This is a genomic window from Nocardia sp. BMG51109, from assembly GCF_000526215.1.
GTDB lineage: Bacteria > Actinomycetota > Actinomycetes > Mycobacteriales > Mycobacteriaceae > Nocardia.
The window spans coordinates 6894601-6909960 of record NZ_JAFQ01000004.1; the positions used below are offsets into that span (position 1 = coordinate 6894601).

A 15360-nucleotide genomic window follows, 5' to 3' on the forward strand; every position below is an offset into this window, starting at 1 on the left:
CGCCGGCGACGCTCAGGCCAGCTGGATGAGCTCCAGGTAATCCTGCGACCAGTGGTCCTCGGTGCCGTCGGGCAGCATGATCACCCGCTCCGGGTTCAGCGCCTCCGCCGCGCCCGGGTCGTGGGTCACCAGCACCACCGCGCCCGCATAGCTGCGCAGCGCGTCCAGCACCTGCTCGCGCGAGATCGGGTCCAGGTTGTTGGTCGGCTCGTCGAGCAACAGCACGTTCGCCGCCGAGGACACCAGCCCGGCCAGCGCGAGGCGGGTCTTCTCGCCGCCGGACAGGGTGCCGGCGGGCTGCTCCAGCTGCGGCCCGGAGAACATGAACGCGCCCAGCAGTCCGCGCAGATCCTGCTCGCCCGCATCGGGGGCGGCGTGGCGGATGTTGTCCCACACCGTCGCCGTATCGTCGAGAGTGTCGTGTTCCTGGGCGAAATAGCCGACCTTCAGGCCGTATCCGGGCACCAGCTCGCCCTGGGTGGGCTGTTCCACCCCGGCGAGCAGCCGCAGCAGCGTGGTCTTGCCGGCGCCGTTGAGCCCCAGCACCACGACCCGGCTGCCGCGGTCGATGGCCAGATCGACGCCGGTGAAGATCTCCAGCGAGCCGTACAGCTTGGTCAGATTCTCCGCCATCAGCGGCGTCCTGCCGCAGGCGGCGGGCTCCGGGAACTTGATCCGCGCCGCCTTGTCGGCCACGCGCACCTCGTCGGCCTCGGCCAGCATGCGATCGGCGCGCTTGACCATGTTCTGTGCCGCAACGGCTTTGGTGGCCTTGGCGCCGAGCTTGGCGGCCTGCGCCTTGAGCGCGGCGGCCTTCTTCTCGGCGTTGGCGCGCTCGCGGCGGCGGCGCTGTTCGTCGGTGGCGCGGGCGTCGAGGTACTTCTTCCAGCCCATGTTGTAGAGGTCGGCCTCGCCGCGCACCGCGTCGAGGAACCACACCTTGTTCACCACGGCCTCGAGCAGTTCGACGTCGTGGCTGATCACGATCAGGCCGCCGTCGTGGTTCTGCAGGAAGCCGCGCAACCAGGTGATGGAGTCGGCGTCGAGGTGGTTGGTCGGCTCGTCCAGCAGCAGCGTGGTGTCGGACTTGCCACCGCTGCCGTCGGAGGCGGCGAACAGGATGCGCGCCAGCTCGATGCGGCGGCGCTGGCCGCCGGACAGCGTGCGCAGCGACTGGCCCAGCACCCGGTCGGGCAGGCCCAGGCTGTGGCAGATGCGCGCGGCGTCGCTCTCGGCGACGTAGCCGCCGAGCGAGGAGAAACGCTCCTCCAGGCGGCCGTACTTGCGCACCGCCCTCTCCCGTTCGGCGTCGTCGGCGACCTCGGCCATCAGCGCCTGCTGCTTCTCCATCTGCCGGATCAGCGCGTCCAGGCCGCGGGCCGACAGCACCCGGTCGCGGGCGAGCACGTCGAGATCGCCCTCGCGGGGATCCTGCGGCAGGTAGCCGAGCTCACCCGACCGGATCACCCGGCCCGCGTACGGCTCGCCCTCGCCGGCGAGGATGCGCAGCGTGGTGGTCTTACCGGCGCCGTTGCGCCCGACCAGCCCGATCCGGTCGCCGGCCTGCACCCGCAGCGCCGAACCCGGCGCCGTCAGCAGCGTGCGGATTCCGGCCCGGACCTCCAGGTCGGTCGCGGTGATCACAGATATCTCCTCGGCAGGTCGGGGGCGGGTCGGCGGGCAACGACTCGAGTGTGCAACCGGAGGACACACAAGAACACCGATTTTACCCGTTACCGAGAGGCCCCCGGGTTCGTGGGCCGGTGGCCCGCCCGGCTACCGGCCCGGATTCCTCCCTTGCTCCGACCTCCGCCGGGTGCACGTGCCGACCTGGGACGATGCAGGCCCCGGTCGATATCCCCCGGGCCGTCTGCCTGTCACCGGCACGCCGCGAGTCGCCGGTCGTCCCGGCGACGTGAGCGGCCACCGTGTCCCGGAAGTGCCGAACGTCACCCCTTCGAACCCCTCTCTCGGCGCGGACCCGGACCAGAACCTGTCCGGCCGTGCAGGGGCCGGCATGGCGCCCTGTCCGGATTGGCCGGCCGGGTCCTCCTCGGGCTCCGGTCCACCACATCCACTTCCAGGCCCGCAGAGCGATGGCCCTTGCCTCACAACACTTCCCGACCGCATGTCACGCTCGACCGCCGGGGTCGGCCGACATTTCTCGCGCTGTTCGGCCCGACAGCCGCGCACGCCTCACCGTCCGGCCGCTCATCCGATGCGCACTTGTCGAACGCCTGCCTTATCGGCGCTCGACCACCGGCGCCGGGACGTCAGCGCTGCTTCGCCGCCCGCAGGTCCAGGGCGATATCGGTGATCAGGTCCTCCTGCCCGCCGACCAGCCGGCGCTCGCCGACGGCCAGCAGGATCTCGCGCGTGTCCAGCCCGTACTCCTTCGCCGCGGCCTCGGCGTGCCGCAGGAAGCTGGAGTACACGCCCGCGAACCCGAGGGTCAGCGTCTCCCGGTCGACCTGCACCGGGCGGTCCTGCAGCGGGCGCACGATGTCGTCGGCGGCGTCCTGCAGGGCGAACAGGTCGCAGTTGTGCTTCCAGCCGGAATGGTCCGCGACCGCGACGAACGGCTCGATCGGGCAGTTGCCCGCGCCCGCGCCGTGCCCGGCCAGCGAGGCGTCGACCCGGGTCACCCCTTCCTCGACCGCGACCACCGAGTTCGCCACCGACAGCGACAGGTTCTGGTGCGCGTGGATCCCGATCTGCGTCCCGGGGTCGAGCAGGTCGCGGTAGGCGCGCACCCGGTCGCGGACACCGTTCATGGTCAGCCGGCCGCCGGAGTCGGTGACGTAAACACAGTGCGCCCCATACGATTCCATCAGTTTCGCCTGCTGGGCCAGCTCGGCCGCTTCGGACAGGTGCGACATCATCAGGAAGCCGCTGACGTCCATGCCGAGTTCGCGGGCGGTACCGATGTGCTGGGCGGCGACGTCGGCCTCGGTGCAGTGGGTCGCCACTCGCACGGAGGTCACCCCGAGCGCGAAGGCCTCCTTCAGGTGGGCGACGGTGCCGACCCCGGGCAGCAGCAGGGTGGTCAGCTTCGCGCGGTGGACCACCGCGGCGGCCGCCTCGATCCATTCCCGGTCGGTGTTGCTGCCCGGGCCGTAGGTGAGGCTGTGACCGGCCAGGCCGTCGCCGTGGGTGACCTCGAGGGCGTCGACGCCGGCGGCGTCGAGCGCGGCGGCGATCGCCGCCACGTTCTCCGGGCTGATCCGGTGCCGCATGGCGTGCATGCCGTCGCGCAGGGTGACGTCCTGGATGTACAGCGGGGCGCCGTCGGTGACGTTCGGGCGGGTGGTCGTCGCGGTCATCGGGCCGTCTCCAGGAGCATGTTGTCGGCGATCCGCTCGGCGACCTGCAGTGCCGCGGAGGTCATGATGTCGAGGTTGCCGGCGTAGGCGGGCAGGTAGTGCGCGGCGCCCTCGACCTCGAGGAACACCGACACCTTCCACAGGCCGGGTCCCCTGTCGACGCCGCCGGTGAGGGTGGCGACCGACTCGGCGTCGTCCAGCTTCGTGAACTGCACGTCCTGCTTGAGCCGGTACCCCGGGACGTACTCCGACACCGCGGCGACCATGTCCCGCACCGACTTTCGGATCGCCTCCCGGTCCGGGTCGGTGACCAGGGCGAGCACGGTGTCGCGCATGATCAGCGGCGGCTCGGCGGGGTTGAGCACGATGATGGCCTTGCCGTTCTCGGCTCCCCCGACCCGCACGATCGCCTCGGAGGTGGTCTCGGTGAACTCGTCGATGTTCGCCCGCGTTCCCGGGCCCGCGGATTTCGAGGCGATGGAGGCCACGATCTCCGCGTAGTACACGGGGGTGACCGCGGAGACGGCGGCGACGATCGGAATCGTCGCCTGTCCCCCACACGTCACCATGTTCACGACCGGGGCGTCCAGGTGCTCGTCCAGGTTGACGGTCGGCACCACGAACGGGCCGATGGCCGCGGGGGTGAGGTCGATGAGCCGCTTGCCGTAGGGCCGCAGCGCCTCCTCGTTGGCCCGGTGCGCCTTGGCCGAGGTGGAGTCGAAGACGATGCGGATGTCGTCGAAGTCCGGGTGCGCGATCAGTCCCCGCACGCCGGTGTCGACGGTGTCGACGCCCAGCCTGCGGGCGCGCGCGAGCCCGTCGGAGTCCGGGTCGATGCCGACCAGCGCGGCGATCTCGACGTGCTGCGCGACGCGGAGAAGTTTGATGAGGAGGTCGGTGCCGATGTTGCCCGACCCGATGACCGCGGCCTTGATCCGGCTCATGGTGTCCTGCTTTCAGTCATGCCGTGCACGCTATTCCCGGCGATCCGCCACGAATAGGATGTGTCCCATGAAACGGGACGATCTGTCGCTGTTGCAGCGCTCCGCGCTGGTACTCGACGCCTTCCCCGGTGGCACAGCACTGTCGCTGGCCGAGGTGACCGCCCGCACCGGGTTGCCCCGATCGACCACGCATCGGGTGCTGACCGGCCTCGTCGACCTCGGGTGGCTGGCCCGCACCGGCAGCAGGTTCGAACTCGGCCTGGCCCTGTTCGAGCTCGGCGAGCGCGTCGGCCTGAAGTACCGGTTGCGTTCGGCGGCGCTGCCGTTCATGCAGGACCTCTACGCGGTGACCGGACAGACCGTGCACCTGGCGGTCCGCGACGGCAGAGACGCCGTCTACGTCGAGAAGATCCACGGGCACGCCGCACTGCCGCTGCCCTCGCAGATCGGCGGCCGGCTCCCCCTGACCTGCACCGCCGTCGGTAAGGCGCTGCTGGCGCCGGAGGAGGCGGACGTCCACGACCACGTGCTGGGCATGCCGCTGCGCAGCTACACCCGCAATTCCATCACCGACCCGGCACGCCTGGCCCGCGAGCTCGACGCCGTGCGGCGCACCGGCACCGCGATCGAGCGCGAGGAGTCGGTCCTCGGCGGCTGCTGCCTGGCCTCGCCGGTGCTGCTGGCCGGGCGCCCGATCGCGGCGCTGTCGGTGTCGGTGCCCACGGCAAGCTTCGAACCCGAGTTGCTCGCCCCCGCCGTGCGCACCGCGGCACTGGCCCTGGGCCGCACCCTTTCGCGTGCCCCAGCCGAACGCACGGAAACCCCGGGCCGTGCGAAGGCCGCGCCGTAGCGCGAGCCACCGTGCCGTGCCGGCAGCCCGGATCCGGGCGTCGACGCCCCGCCCGGCGCGGCCCGACATGCGGGCGACCACTCGCCGCCGCCGATGGGCTACCGTGCGGTGCATGAGCGAGTTGAAGGACAAGGCGGCCCTGGTCACGGGCGCCAGCCGGGGTATCGGTAAGGCGGTGGCGGCCGAACTGCTGGCGCGCGGCGCGCGCACGTGCTGATCACCGCGCGGAAGCCGGAGGCCCTGGAGGAGGCGGCGGCCGAGGCGCGCGCACTCGGACATCCCGGCACAGTGGTTGCCCTGGCGGGGAACTCGGGCGACGAGTCCGCCCGGGCCGAGGCCGTCGCCCGGGCCGTCGGCGAGTTCGGTTCACTCGACATCCTGATCAACAACACCGGCATCAATCCGGTGTACGGGTCGCTGATGGAGGCCGACCTGGGCGCCGTCCGCAAGATCTTCGACGTCAATGTCGTTGCGGCGCTGGGCTATGTGCAGGAGGCATATCGGGCGTGGATGCGCGACAACGGCGGGGCCGTCGTCAATGTCGCCAGCGTCGCGGGCCTGCGCTCGACCGGCGTGATCGCCGCCTACGGCGCCTCGAAGGCCGCGCTGATCCGGCTCACCGAGGAACTGGCCTGGCAGCTCGGACCGGGTATCCGGGTGAACGCCGTCGCGCCGGGCGTGGTGAAGACCAAGTTCGCCGACGCGCTGTACTCGTCCGGCGAGGAGGCCGCCGCGCAGGGCTATCCGATGAAGCGCCTCGGTACGCCGGAGGATGTCGCCGCGCTGATCGGATTCCTCGTCTCCGACCAGGCCGGCTGGATCACCGGCGAGGTCGTGCGGGTGGACGGCGGGCTGCTGGCCACGGGCGCGCTCTGACCACCCGGGCCGACCGTCACCACCGAAAACCCTTGTGACAACGTTCAATTGATATCCGCCGACGACGACTGAAATCACCCGAACAGCCGGTCCGGGAGTGTGATCCGTGTCATAGTTTTTGCCATGAAGGACCCGACACGGGTGAAAGACCCGAACGGACAACGCGCCCGCCGGCTGGGCAGGATCGCCGCCGCGGCGGCCCTGACCGCCGCGCTGCACGGCGGGCTCGCCGCGACCACGCACGCCGATCCCGCACCGGTACCGCCCTATCCGGTTCCCCACCAGTTCCTCCTCGACGCCACGCTGGCGGCGCTGCAAGGCGGCGGCGGCAGCCCGCCGGGCACCAACGACTGGTCGTGCAAGCCCTCCGCGGCCCACCCCGAGCCCGTGATCCTCATCCACGGATTCCTCGCCAACCGCAACGACAACTGGCAGACCTACGGACCGCTGCTGGCCAACAACGGCTACTGCGTGTTCGCACTCACCTACGGCTCACCCGACGCGAACCCCGACGCCCTGCTCGGCGGACTGACGCCGATGCAGGGCAGCGCCGCGACCCTCGACGCATTCGTCGACCGGGTACGACAGGCCACCGGAGCGCCCGAGGTCGCCCTCGTCGGACATTCCGAGGGCGCCACCATGCCCTACTGGTACCTCAAATTCGGCGGCGGCGCCGCCAAGGTCGCCACGATGATCGGCCTCGCCCCCGTCGTGCACGGCCTCGGCGGCCGGGACCTCGCCGCCACCGGCATCGACACCGGCTCGGCGGACGCGCCCTCCGCGTTCCAGTTCCTCGCCACCTCGGAGTTCACGCGCGAGCTGACCGAGGGCGGGGTCACCGTGCCCGGCGTCGCCTACACGCAGATCGTCACCCGCTACGACGACCTCGTCATCCCGTACACCGCCGGTATCGTCGACGAACCGGGTTCCACCAACTACGTCGTTCAGGACCTGTGCCACCAGGACTACGCCGACCACCTGTCCATCAACTCCGACCCCGCCACCGCCCGCCTCGTCCTCAACGCCCTCGACCCCGAGCACGCCCAACCGGTCGAGTGCACCCTGGTGCTGCCCGCCATCGGGGTCCTGCCCAGCGGTTCCGGCGGATAACCGGCTGACGCGGACACACTGCCGCGGCTCGCGGCCGATCGGGAGCATCCGGGCGAATACCGCAGTGTCCGGGCGAACACCGCCGGCACGGCCCCGCCCACCGGGTGAGCGGAGCACCGGCCCTCGATCTGATGCAATCGTCTCCGTGACCACCGACCTCATCGTGTGCGGGCTCGGGCCCGCCGGGCGCGCCCTCGCGCACCGCGCTCTGGCACAGGGACTGGCGGTGACCGCGGTCGATCCGGTTCCCGGCCGGCGCTGGACCGCGACCTACGCGGCATGGGCGGACGATCTGCCCGGCTGGATCGCCCCGGCGGCCCTCGCGGCGACGGTGCGACGCCCGATCGCCTGGGGCACGCGGCGGTTCGAGATCGATCGCCCGTATGTCGTTTTCGACGGTGCGGCACTCCAGGATTCGCTCGATGTGAGCGGGGCCCGCGTGATCGCCGACCGGGCCGTCGAGATTTCCCGGCCCCGAGGTCGGCCGGGAGGCACGGAGTCGGTGCGGCTGTCGTCCGGGCAGGTGCTCACCGCCCGCCGGGTGATCGATGCCCGCGGCGTCGGCCGTTCGCCGCGCCGTGCCGAGCAGACCGCCTACGGCCTGCTGGTGCCGGAGGAGCGCTGGGACGAGCCGTTGTTCATGGACTGGCGGCCGGACAACGGCGCGGATCCCGGTGAGGCGCCCTCGTTCCTGTACGCGATTCCCCTGGGCGGCAACACTTTTCTGCTCGAGGAAACCTGCCTGGCCGGACGCCCGGCGGTCCCCGGTGCACGGCTGCGGCAACGTTTGCTGACTCGCCTGCGGCACCGCGGAGTCGAACTCACCGGCACCGAGCGGGTCGAGCATGTCCGATTTCCGGTCGAGGGCGGGCGGCCCGGCGCACGCCGCTTCGGCGCCGCCGGGGCATTGCTGCATCCCGCCTCCGGTTACAGCGTCGCGGCGTCGCTGGCCGCCGCCGACGCCCTCGCGACGGGCTCATCGCTTCGCCCGATCTCGGCGCAGGCGGTGCACGCGTTGCGCACGGCGGGCCTGCGCTCCCTGCTCGCCCTCGACCCCGCCGACGCCCCGCGCTTCTTCGACGCCTTCTTCGGCCTCCCGCCCGCCCTGCAGCGCGCCTATCTCTCCGGGCGTACCGACGTAGGCGGAACGGCCACCGCCATGACCACTCTGTTCCGCGCGCTACCTCGGCGGCTGCGCGGCACCCTCGCCGCTGCCACCGTCGGCCTGCCGCAGCGTCACCGTCGGCCTGCCACGGCGACCGTGCCGCCCCACCGGTGAGCACATCACCACCGGACTCGTCACACCGCTGAGCAGCGCGTCCAACGACCGAGCCGGTGAGCGACACCTTCGCCACGCCGATGAACGGTGCTCGCCACGCGCCCCTGCACGTCTGTGGCCGGGGCCGGACTCAGCGGCAGTCGACCACGAGGGCGGTGGTGTTGTCGGTGCCGCCGGACTGTAACGCCTTGTTGACCAAGGCTTCCGCCGCCTGGTCCGGCGTCCGGTCGGAGGCGAGGATCTCCTTGATCTCCGCGATCGACAGCCGCTTGTGCACGCCGTCGGTGCTCAGCAGCAGCCGGCCCGTGCTGGTGCCGGTGAAGCCGTGGCCGAAGTCCGCGGCGGTCGCGGTGCGCACGGTGGTGTAGACCATGTGGTTCATGCGTTCGGCGGGGTCGATCCCCTTGTTGCGCAGATATTCGGCGACGGTGTGGTCGGTGGTGATCTGGTGCAGGACCCGCCCGTTCCACCGGTAGGCGCGGCAGTCCCCGACCCAGCCGACCTCGCAGACCCCGTCGGACCGGTCGCCGGGCAGCACCGCGACCACCAGCACGGCGTCGGCGCCCGGTTGCGGGAACTCGCGCAGCAGCTCCCGCTGCGCGGCCAGGATCCCGGATTGCGGCCCGTGCACCGCGCCCTCGCGCGCGACGACCGCGGCGGCCGTCCGCGCCGCTCGTGCGGCCAGCAGATGATCACCGATGCCGTCGGCCACCACGAAGGCGGTGCGGCCGGTCGCCGGGTCGGCGTGACCGGCGACCGCGTCCGCGTTGATGGACCGCGCGCCGCGCCTGCTCACCGACTGGCCCGTGATACCGGTGAGCCGGATCTGCTCGCGGCGGGTGGTTGCGGTGGTGAGTGCAGGGTCCACGCACTGGCCTCCTCGGACTGGCCCGCGTGTGCTGTCGATCAGCACAAGTCCAGTAAACGCCGACAATCCAAGAGTCAACCGTGCTCGACCTGTGAAAGGGGACACGGCCAGATCACGATTCGGTAGCGGGAGGAGCGGGCCGGGGCGCCGGCCGGCAGGGTGTCGAGGCCACCGCGGACCAGCCCGTTCCATTGTCGCAGGCGTGCGGCCATGCCTGGACGGGCATCATCGAAACAACGCTGGCACTCTCGACGAATGCCGGTGCACGTGCCGGACGTTTGCCTGTCCCGACCCGCGCGAGGCCACGCTGGGGCGCAGTGCGATCCGCCGCGACCGGACGGGACAACTCATGATCGGTAGCACCGCGAATTGCCCGGCGGCCCAATACTTCCGCGCGATCCGATGTCGAAGCGTGCACCGCCCGACATACTCGGCGCCACCGGTCCCCGTCTTTCCACGGCGGCGCGAAGGCCGGTAACCCCGCCGACGCGGCAACAGCGGTGCTGGGCGTGCCGCTGTCCGGTGCCCGGGTGGCGAGCGGGCTACGGTGCCGTGGGATGGCGCTGCCGCCGAGCGGTTTCGTGAACGGGGCGCCACCGTCGTCGCCGTGTCCACCGCGCACGGCACCCTGCACGACCCGGCCGGACTCCGTCTCGGTGCCCTCGCCCGGGCGCGGGCGATGCAGGACAGGCCCTCGCACGGCGGGCCGTCGGGGACGGACAGCACACGGCTCCCGATCGGTTCCGGCCCACGGTCATCGATTGCCCCATAGACCGGTGGCTCCCCGACGACCGGCCTTCGCTCTAGGCTGGGGTCCACCTTGAACGTCGAACCTGGAACGCCGAATCCGAAGGAATGCCGTGTGCAGTGCGATGGTCGAGCAAGGCGGGGAAATCCACGGTGCGCTGTTGCGCGATGTGGTGCGTGACGTCGTAGCCGAGGTTGCGACGGAGGAACTTCCGTTGGTGACCGGCCTGGCCCGGTTCGACGACGACACGGTGTCACGGCGGTTCGCACGCCGGCGTGGACGTCGCGACCCGCTCGGCTTCGGGGTCGCGGAGGTCGCGGCGCTGGTGACACCCGTGGTGTGGCTGGCGGTGAACGAGGCCGCGACGAAGTTCGGCGCGGCTACCGGAGAGAATGCCGCCGCTGGCGCGAAGACGTTGCTGGGCAAGCTTTTTCGGCGGAAGTCCGCACCGGTGCGGGTGCCCGATCTGACCCGGGCGCAACTCGACGAGGTGTGGGAACGGGTGGTGGAGCAGTCCCTCGAGCGGGGGCTGGAGCAGGAGCGCGCGACGGCCGTGGCCGACGCGGTGCTGCGGCGGTTGGTATTGTCCGGTCCGGACAGTGAGAAGGACACTCCACCAACGGATTCCGATGACACGGGAAGTGCAGAACCCGGTCGCGAGTAATGTCCGGACTCGGAGAGCGCGTTCGGTCCGCTGACGGCGAGCGCGCACTCGGCGCGGGCACCACCGTGCGCTTCGCCCTGCTGGCGGTGCTGCTGGTGGTTGTCGGTGGCGCGATGATGTTCGATTCGATCGCGCTCGTCCTCATCCCGTCCGACTCCGAGTGCGAACTCGCCGCCGGCGCGAATCCCGGCGCGGGAACGGTGCAGGTGCTCCTCACCACCCAGGAGCAGTGGCGCCCGTACGGCGAGTGCACGGCCCGCCACGATCCGCGTCCACCCTGGTGGTTGCCGTGGCTGTGGCCGGCGATGCTGCCGGTCGGCGCCGGCGCCGCGTTCTTCGGCATCGCCGCCCGGAAAGGGCGGCGCGGGCGAGTGGTGCCCCTGGAGGAGATGGACGCCGGTCCGCGGCTGCGCGAGACGCTCTCGGACCTCGTGGCGGTCGCCGGTCTGCGGTCGGCCCCGCGGTTCGTGGTCGATCCGACGGCGACGTCGGCCGGGGCCGTCGTCTTCGGCCGGACGCGGCGGGCGACGGTCTGCCTGCACGGCGGCCTCGTCGCCGCCAGAAGTGCTCGGCCGGAACGATTTCGGGCGGTCGTGCTGCACGAGCTGGCTCACATCCGCAACGGCGACATCACCCTCACCTACGCCACCGTCGCGATGTGGCGGGTGTTCCTGGTCGCGGTGCTGGCGCCGTACACGGTCCTGCACATCGCGGCGCTCGCCCAGCCGAACCTCGCCCCGGGCGAGACGCCCGCCCTGGTACGCAATCTCGCGCTCGCCGTATTCCTGGTACTCCTGGTCTACCTGGCGCGGTCGGATGTGCTGCGCAGCAGGGAGATCTATGCCGACCTCGCCGCCGTGCAGTGGGGTGCCGACCCCCGCGGCTGGGTGCTCCCGGACCGGGAAGCTCCGACCGGCACGGTCGCGTGGGCGTGGGGGTCGTTCCTGGAACTCTGGCGCACGCATCCGCGGTGGGAGTTGCGTCGGGGCGCCATTGCCGAGCCGGCGGTGACGTTCGGCGTGCAGGGCCTGCCGTTCCTGCTGACCGGGGCCACGGCCTCGCTGATCAGCGCCCGGCTCGAGCTGTTCTCTCGGGGTGCCACCGTCGACGAGTGGGCGCGGCAGGCCATGGCCTTCATTCCGGCCGCCCTCGTGACGGCGGTGGCCGGGTTCGCGCTGGCGCGGGCGGTGGCGTTCGCGAATCGGACGGATCGGACACCACCGTCGGGCGTGACTGCCGGGCTGTGGCTGGGTACCGGGCTGGTCGCCGGTGAACTGGTGAGCAACGGGATCACGGTCTTCGAGTGGTTGCCGCGCCGGCCCTGGATGCTGCTGCTGGTCCTCGCGGCGGGCACGGTCTACGCATGGTGGATTGCTCAGTGCACCGCGCTGTGGGTGCGGGCGTGGCCGGGCCGGCGCCTCCGCCCGATCGTGCTGTCCGTGCTCGCCGCGGCCTGCCTGATGTCGGCATGCTGGTTCCTGTGGTGGGGGCAGGGCGGCCGGGGGCTCTACACGCTCACGGGATTGTCGATCGATCCAGCTGGGGCACAACAGATCATGTTGCCCGAGGCCGAACCCGTGGCCGCCGCCCACGCGGCCGAATGGGCGGCAACCGGTCCGATCTATGCGGTGTTGCTGCCCTTGAACGACATGCCGCTTGCCGCACTCGCCGTCGCGCTCTTCTCGATCCTCCCCTTGCTGGCCTGGGTCGTGAAGCCGGCAGCGACGCCGGCTCCGTCCGCCCCGGCCCCGTTGCCGCCGATACGCCCCGTGTGGCGCTCGGCGCTGGCCGGAGGCGCGGCCGGGCTCGTCGCGATGGTGGCGGTTCAGGCGTACATGCACAGCTGGCAGCCGGCGATCGGCGGTGAGTTCGCCGGATACATCTTGATCTACCTGCTCTGGATCCTGGCCGCCCTGATGCTGGCAATGGTGGTGGCCGCGGTGGCCGCCGGGATCCGTCCGGGCCCGTATCACCTGGTGGCTACGGTGATCGCCGCCCAGACGGCGTTGGCGCTCGGTGTGGCGGCCTGCTGGGCGCTGATGGCGGTCGACGGGTGCGTCCGGCCGTTGAATACGCTCGGCCGATCCTGCGGGAGATCCGGGTCCATCACCTCGATGGTGCTGTCCGGCCTGCTCCCGGTGGCGATCGTCGGAAGTGGCTGCGCGGCGCTCGTCGCGGCGGCCACTCTCGTGGTTCATCGGCGGCGGAGCCGTCGCGGGCAGGACACGAACCGAGTGCGTGTGCGACCGATCGGAGCCCTCGCCGGCCGGCTGTGGTTGGTGGCGGCGACCGCTGCCGCGGCGGGACTGGTGGCGGCGTCGGCGGCCAACGCCGGGGATGTCTCGGGCGACGACGATCCCGCACAGGCGACGGCGCTGCTCCGAGATGCGGACCGGCAGGCCGTCTCCGCCGATGTGGCGAGACGACAGATGGGTGCGTGGAGGCATATGGGCGGGGACGAGCTGTGGCAACGGGTGCGGCGGTTCGCCGAACGCCTGGTCGTCCTCGAGAACACGCTCGCGGACCCGTCCGGAAATACCGACATCGCCGAGATCGGTTCCACATGCGGCGAACTCGACCGGATCGTCACCGATGCCCAAGCGTACTTCCGCATTCCGGATCCATCGGCCCAGGCTCACTGGCAGCTGTTCATCGACCGGGGACGCACCGCGAGTGCCGCGTGCGGGCAAGCGGTACACGACCTGGCGGAGCCCCGGCAGCAGGACGCCGGGCCACAACGATCCGAGGACCCCGCGGCAAGACTGGTGGACTCGCTCGACATGATCAACGGCGCCATGGACGAGTTCGTGCAGACCCTGCGATCGGTGCGAACCGTCCCGGATCCCTGACGGAAGACAGGTCCGGCCGCAGCACCCACGGTCCTGCCCGAACGATCCAGCGTCGATACTCCGCTGTCTCGATCGATGCCGGGGACGGCAGGAAGGCTTTCCGAGTCCGGCCGGTTCAGGCGAGACCGTACGGCTTCGGGCCGGTGCACCCGGAATGCACCGTGACGAGCGACTTCGTCGGTACCTGCCAACGTGATCCGGGATGCGGGAACCTTCATGATGAGACTTCCTCAACTGCTGAGCTTTTCGGGACATTCGATCCGATGACCCCAGCAGAAACCATGCCGTCGGGGCACGGTCAGGTCCGGCGCCTACCGAGATCTCCACCCCGCCACAGACTCTGGGTATTTCCCGCACGGAAGCCTCGATGCCGGTCGGCTTGCCTAGCCGTCACCGACCCAGCTCGGCACCGCCCCGGCCATCGACCTCGAGCTTCGGCGCACAGTCCACCAGCCCCGAGGCGCTCCGACCCTGCATGAAACGCGCTGATACCCAGCGATTCCCGTCCGCCACCGTCCGCGCACGACGCTGCCGCTGTTCCTAGCCGGGTCCGTCGCCGGCGGCCGCCAGCAGTGGCACGACCAGATCGCTGATCGGCGTGGGGATGCCGCGAGATCGCCCGCGTCGCAGCACGACTCCGTTCCGGCTGTCCCATTCGAGGGGTCGGCCGGCTTGCCGGTCGGCGAGGATGGAGGTGCCCAAGTCGGCCGGTGAACCACGGAATCCGTCGACGATCGCCTGCGGCACGTCGTCGCCCAGTGTCGCGCCCTCCGCACGAGCAACCTCGAGACATTCCCGCAGGTAGGCCAGAGACAGCTCGGTGACGTCGGCCCGGGCGAACATGCCGGCACGGCGGCCCGTCAGGGCCATCAGCCCCGCGACCGCGTTCTGTAGCAGCTTTCGCCACGCGACGGACGTGAAATCCGCCGCTACGTCGACCGAGCACCGTGTGCCGCGCAGAGCCGCGACCACCACGCCGGTCGCCGGCGTGTCCGGCAAGGTGAGGCGCGCTTCGCCGCGTAGCCACACCGAGCCGTCCGGTTCGCGTTGAGCGGGAAACCACACCACCGAGGGCAGCACCGGGCCGCCGGACGAGTACGGCTCGACGAGCGCTTTCTGCTCGACGCCGTTCTGCAGCACGCAGACAACGGTCTTCGCACCACACAATGCGGAAAGCCACGGCGCCGCCGTCTCCACCTGTGTCGACTTGACCGCTAGGAAAACCAGGTCGACCGTGTTCTCGACCTCGGCCGGGTCGATCCGCACGGGCCCCGGCACGACGACACGACCGCGGTCGTCGCGCAGTTCCAGGCGCTCGCGCGCCGAGCGGCCGCACATCGTGGGCGTGCGCCCGACCTCATGCAGCGCCGCCGCTATGGTCGTGCCGATCGCCCCGGGGCCGATGAGGGCCACGGTGGGATTGTCAGACGTCATCATCATCCTGTCCTGATTGCCATGTGCCGCCCGGACAGCCGCGCAGCTCCGGTCGGCCGGGAGGGTCACCGCAGATACGACGCACCGTTCACGTCGAGAACGCTGCCGGAACTCCACACCGCCTCCGGCGACGCGAGATAACGTACGGCCGTGGCGATCTCGGCGGGTTCGGCCACTCGATGGAAGGGGCTTTGCGCCCGCACCTCCGCAAACGCAACCGCGACCGCGCGCCCGATTCCCCGGGACGCACCCGTCACCAGCACACCGCGACTCACCAACCATCCCCAATCGCCTTCTCGCCGGTGACGCTTGCACCGGATCACCACTCCTCAGCCGACGGCTAGGACCGGCACCCACGCTACAACCGGCAGTTCGGGCCTGGTCCACGAGTATGTGACGCCGATCGACTACCGCC

Annotated in this window: 11 protein-coding genes and 1 pseudogene; 6 read left to right on the forward strand and 6 right to left on the reverse strand. The window is 71.0% G+C overall.

Annotated features, from left to right (window positions below):
• Nucleotides 1–12 precede the first annotated feature (12 nt).
• The 3 genes from D892_RS0132515 to D892_RS0132525 all read right to left on the reverse strand — a co-directional run bounded on the left by D892_RS0132515 (nucleotide 13) and on the right by D892_RS0132525 (nucleotide 4267).
• A complete protein-coding gene (locus D892_RS0132515) occupies nucleotides 13–1644 on the reverse strand; it encodes an ABC-F family ATP-binding cassette domain-containing protein (RefSeq protein ID WP_024805260.1) in 1632 nt (543 codons plus the stop codon).
• Between the two features lie 629 nt (nucleotides 1645–2273).
• Nucleotides 2274–3323, reverse strand: a complete 1050-nt coding sequence (gene dmpG, locus D892_RS0132520; protein ID WP_024805261.1) for a 4-hydroxy-2-oxovalerate aldolase — start codon at nucleotides 3321–3323, stop codon at nucleotides 2274–2276.
• Nucleotides 3320–4267: an acetaldehyde dehydrogenase (acetylating) gene (locus D892_RS0132525; protein ID WP_024805262.1), complete on the reverse strand. Its 948-nt coding sequence runs from the start codon at nucleotides 4265–4267 to the stop codon at nucleotides 3320–3322. The genes dmpG and D892_RS0132525 overlap by 4 nt, the downstream gene beginning before the upstream one ends.
• Before the next feature lie 67 nt (nucleotides 4268–4334).
• Here D892_RS0132525 and D892_RS0132530 point away from each other — a divergent pair, with 67 nt between their 5' ends.
• The 4 genes and pseudogenes from D892_RS0132530 (at nucleotide 4335) to D892_RS0132545 (ending at nucleotide 8382) form a co-directional block, all read left to right on the forward strand.
• Complete coding sequence (locus D892_RS0132530) at nucleotides 4335–5117, forward strand: IclR family transcriptional regulator (protein ID WP_024805263.1); 783 nt, start codon at nucleotides 4335–4337, stop codon at nucleotides 5115–5117.
• Nucleotides 5118–5229: 112 nt separating this feature from the next.
• Nucleotides 5230–5993 (forward strand): annotated as a pseudogene (locus D892_RS42625) (SDR family oxidoreductase).
• Nucleotides 5994–6116: 123 nt separating this feature from the next.
• Nucleotides 6117–7103 (forward strand): triacylglycerol lipase, encoded by a 987-nt coding sequence (locus tag D892_RS0132540; protein WP_024805264.1) that lies wholly within the window; start codon nucleotides 6117–6119, stop codon nucleotides 7101–7103.
• A 145-nt stretch (nucleotides 7104–7248) separates the two neighbouring features.
• Nucleotides 7249–8382, forward strand: coding sequence for a lycopene cyclase family protein (locus D892_RS0132545; protein WP_024805265.1), 1134 nt, complete (start codon nucleotides 7249–7251; stop codon nucleotides 8380–8382).
• Between the two features lie 130 nt (nucleotides 8383–8512).
• On the opposite strand, the gene D892_RS0132550 is transcribed toward D892_RS0132545, so the two are convergent.
• Nucleotides 8513–9250 (reverse strand): PP2C family serine/threonine-protein phosphatase, encoded by a 738-nt coding sequence (locus D892_RS0132550; protein ID WP_024805266.1) that lies wholly within the window; start codon nucleotides 9248–9250, stop codon nucleotides 8513–8515.
• 860 nt (nucleotides 9251–10110) lie between these two features.
• On the opposite strand from D892_RS0132550, the gene D892_RS0132560 reads away from it, so the two are divergent.
• Both D892_RS0132560 and D892_RS0132565 read left to right on the forward strand, forming a co-directional pair.
• A complete protein-coding gene (locus D892_RS0132560; protein WP_198037036.1) occupies nucleotides 10111–10662 on the forward strand; it encodes a hypothetical protein in 552 nt (183 codons plus the stop codon).
• A complete protein-coding gene (locus D892_RS0132565; RefSeq protein ID WP_024805268.1) occupies nucleotides 10662–13511 on the forward strand; it encodes a M48 family metalloprotease in 2850 nt (949 codons plus the stop codon). Before D892_RS0132560 ends, D892_RS0132565 begins: the two co-directional genes overlap by 1 nt.
• 540 nt (nucleotides 13512–14051) lie before the next feature.
• On the opposite strand, the gene D892_RS0132570 is transcribed toward D892_RS0132565, so the two are convergent.
• Entirely contained in the window at nucleotides 14052–14945 is an 894-nt protein-coding gene (locus tag D892_RS0132570) for an oxidoreductase (protein ID WP_198037037.1), read from the reverse strand.
• A gap of 65 nt (nucleotides 14946–15010) precedes the next feature.
• Entirely contained in the window at nucleotides 15011–15220 is a 210-nt protein-coding gene (locus D892_RS48035; RefSeq protein ID WP_024805270.1) for an SDR family oxidoreductase, read from the reverse strand.
• Nucleotides 15221–15360: the final 140 nt, after the last annotated feature.

Excerpts from the sequence above, each read along its gene's own strand:
- dmpG (WP_024805261.1), bottom strand. The coding sequence starts at position 3,323 with ATGACCGCGACGACCACCCGCCCGAACGTCACCGACGGCGCCCCGCTG.
- D892_RS0132525 (WP_024805262.1), bottom strand. The coding sequence starts at position 4,267 with ATGAGCCGGATCAAGGCCGCGGTCATCGGGTCGGGCAACATCGGCACC.
- D892_RS0132530 (WP_024805263.1), top strand. The coding sequence starts at position 4,335 with ATGAAACGGGACGATCTGTCGCTGTTGCAGCGCTCCGCGCTGGTACTC.
- D892_RS0132540 (WP_024805264.1), top strand. The coding sequence starts at position 6,117 with ATGAAGGACCCGACACGGGTGAAAGACCCGAACGGACAACGCGCCCGC.
- D892_RS0132565 (WP_024805268.1), top strand. The coding sequence starts at position 10,662 with ATGTCCGGACTCGGAGAGCGCGTTCGGTCCGCTGACGGCGAGCGCGCA.
- D892_RS0132570 (WP_198037037.1), bottom strand. The coding sequence starts at position 14,945 with ATGACGTCTGACAATCCCACCGTGGCCCTCATCGGCCCCGGGGCGATC.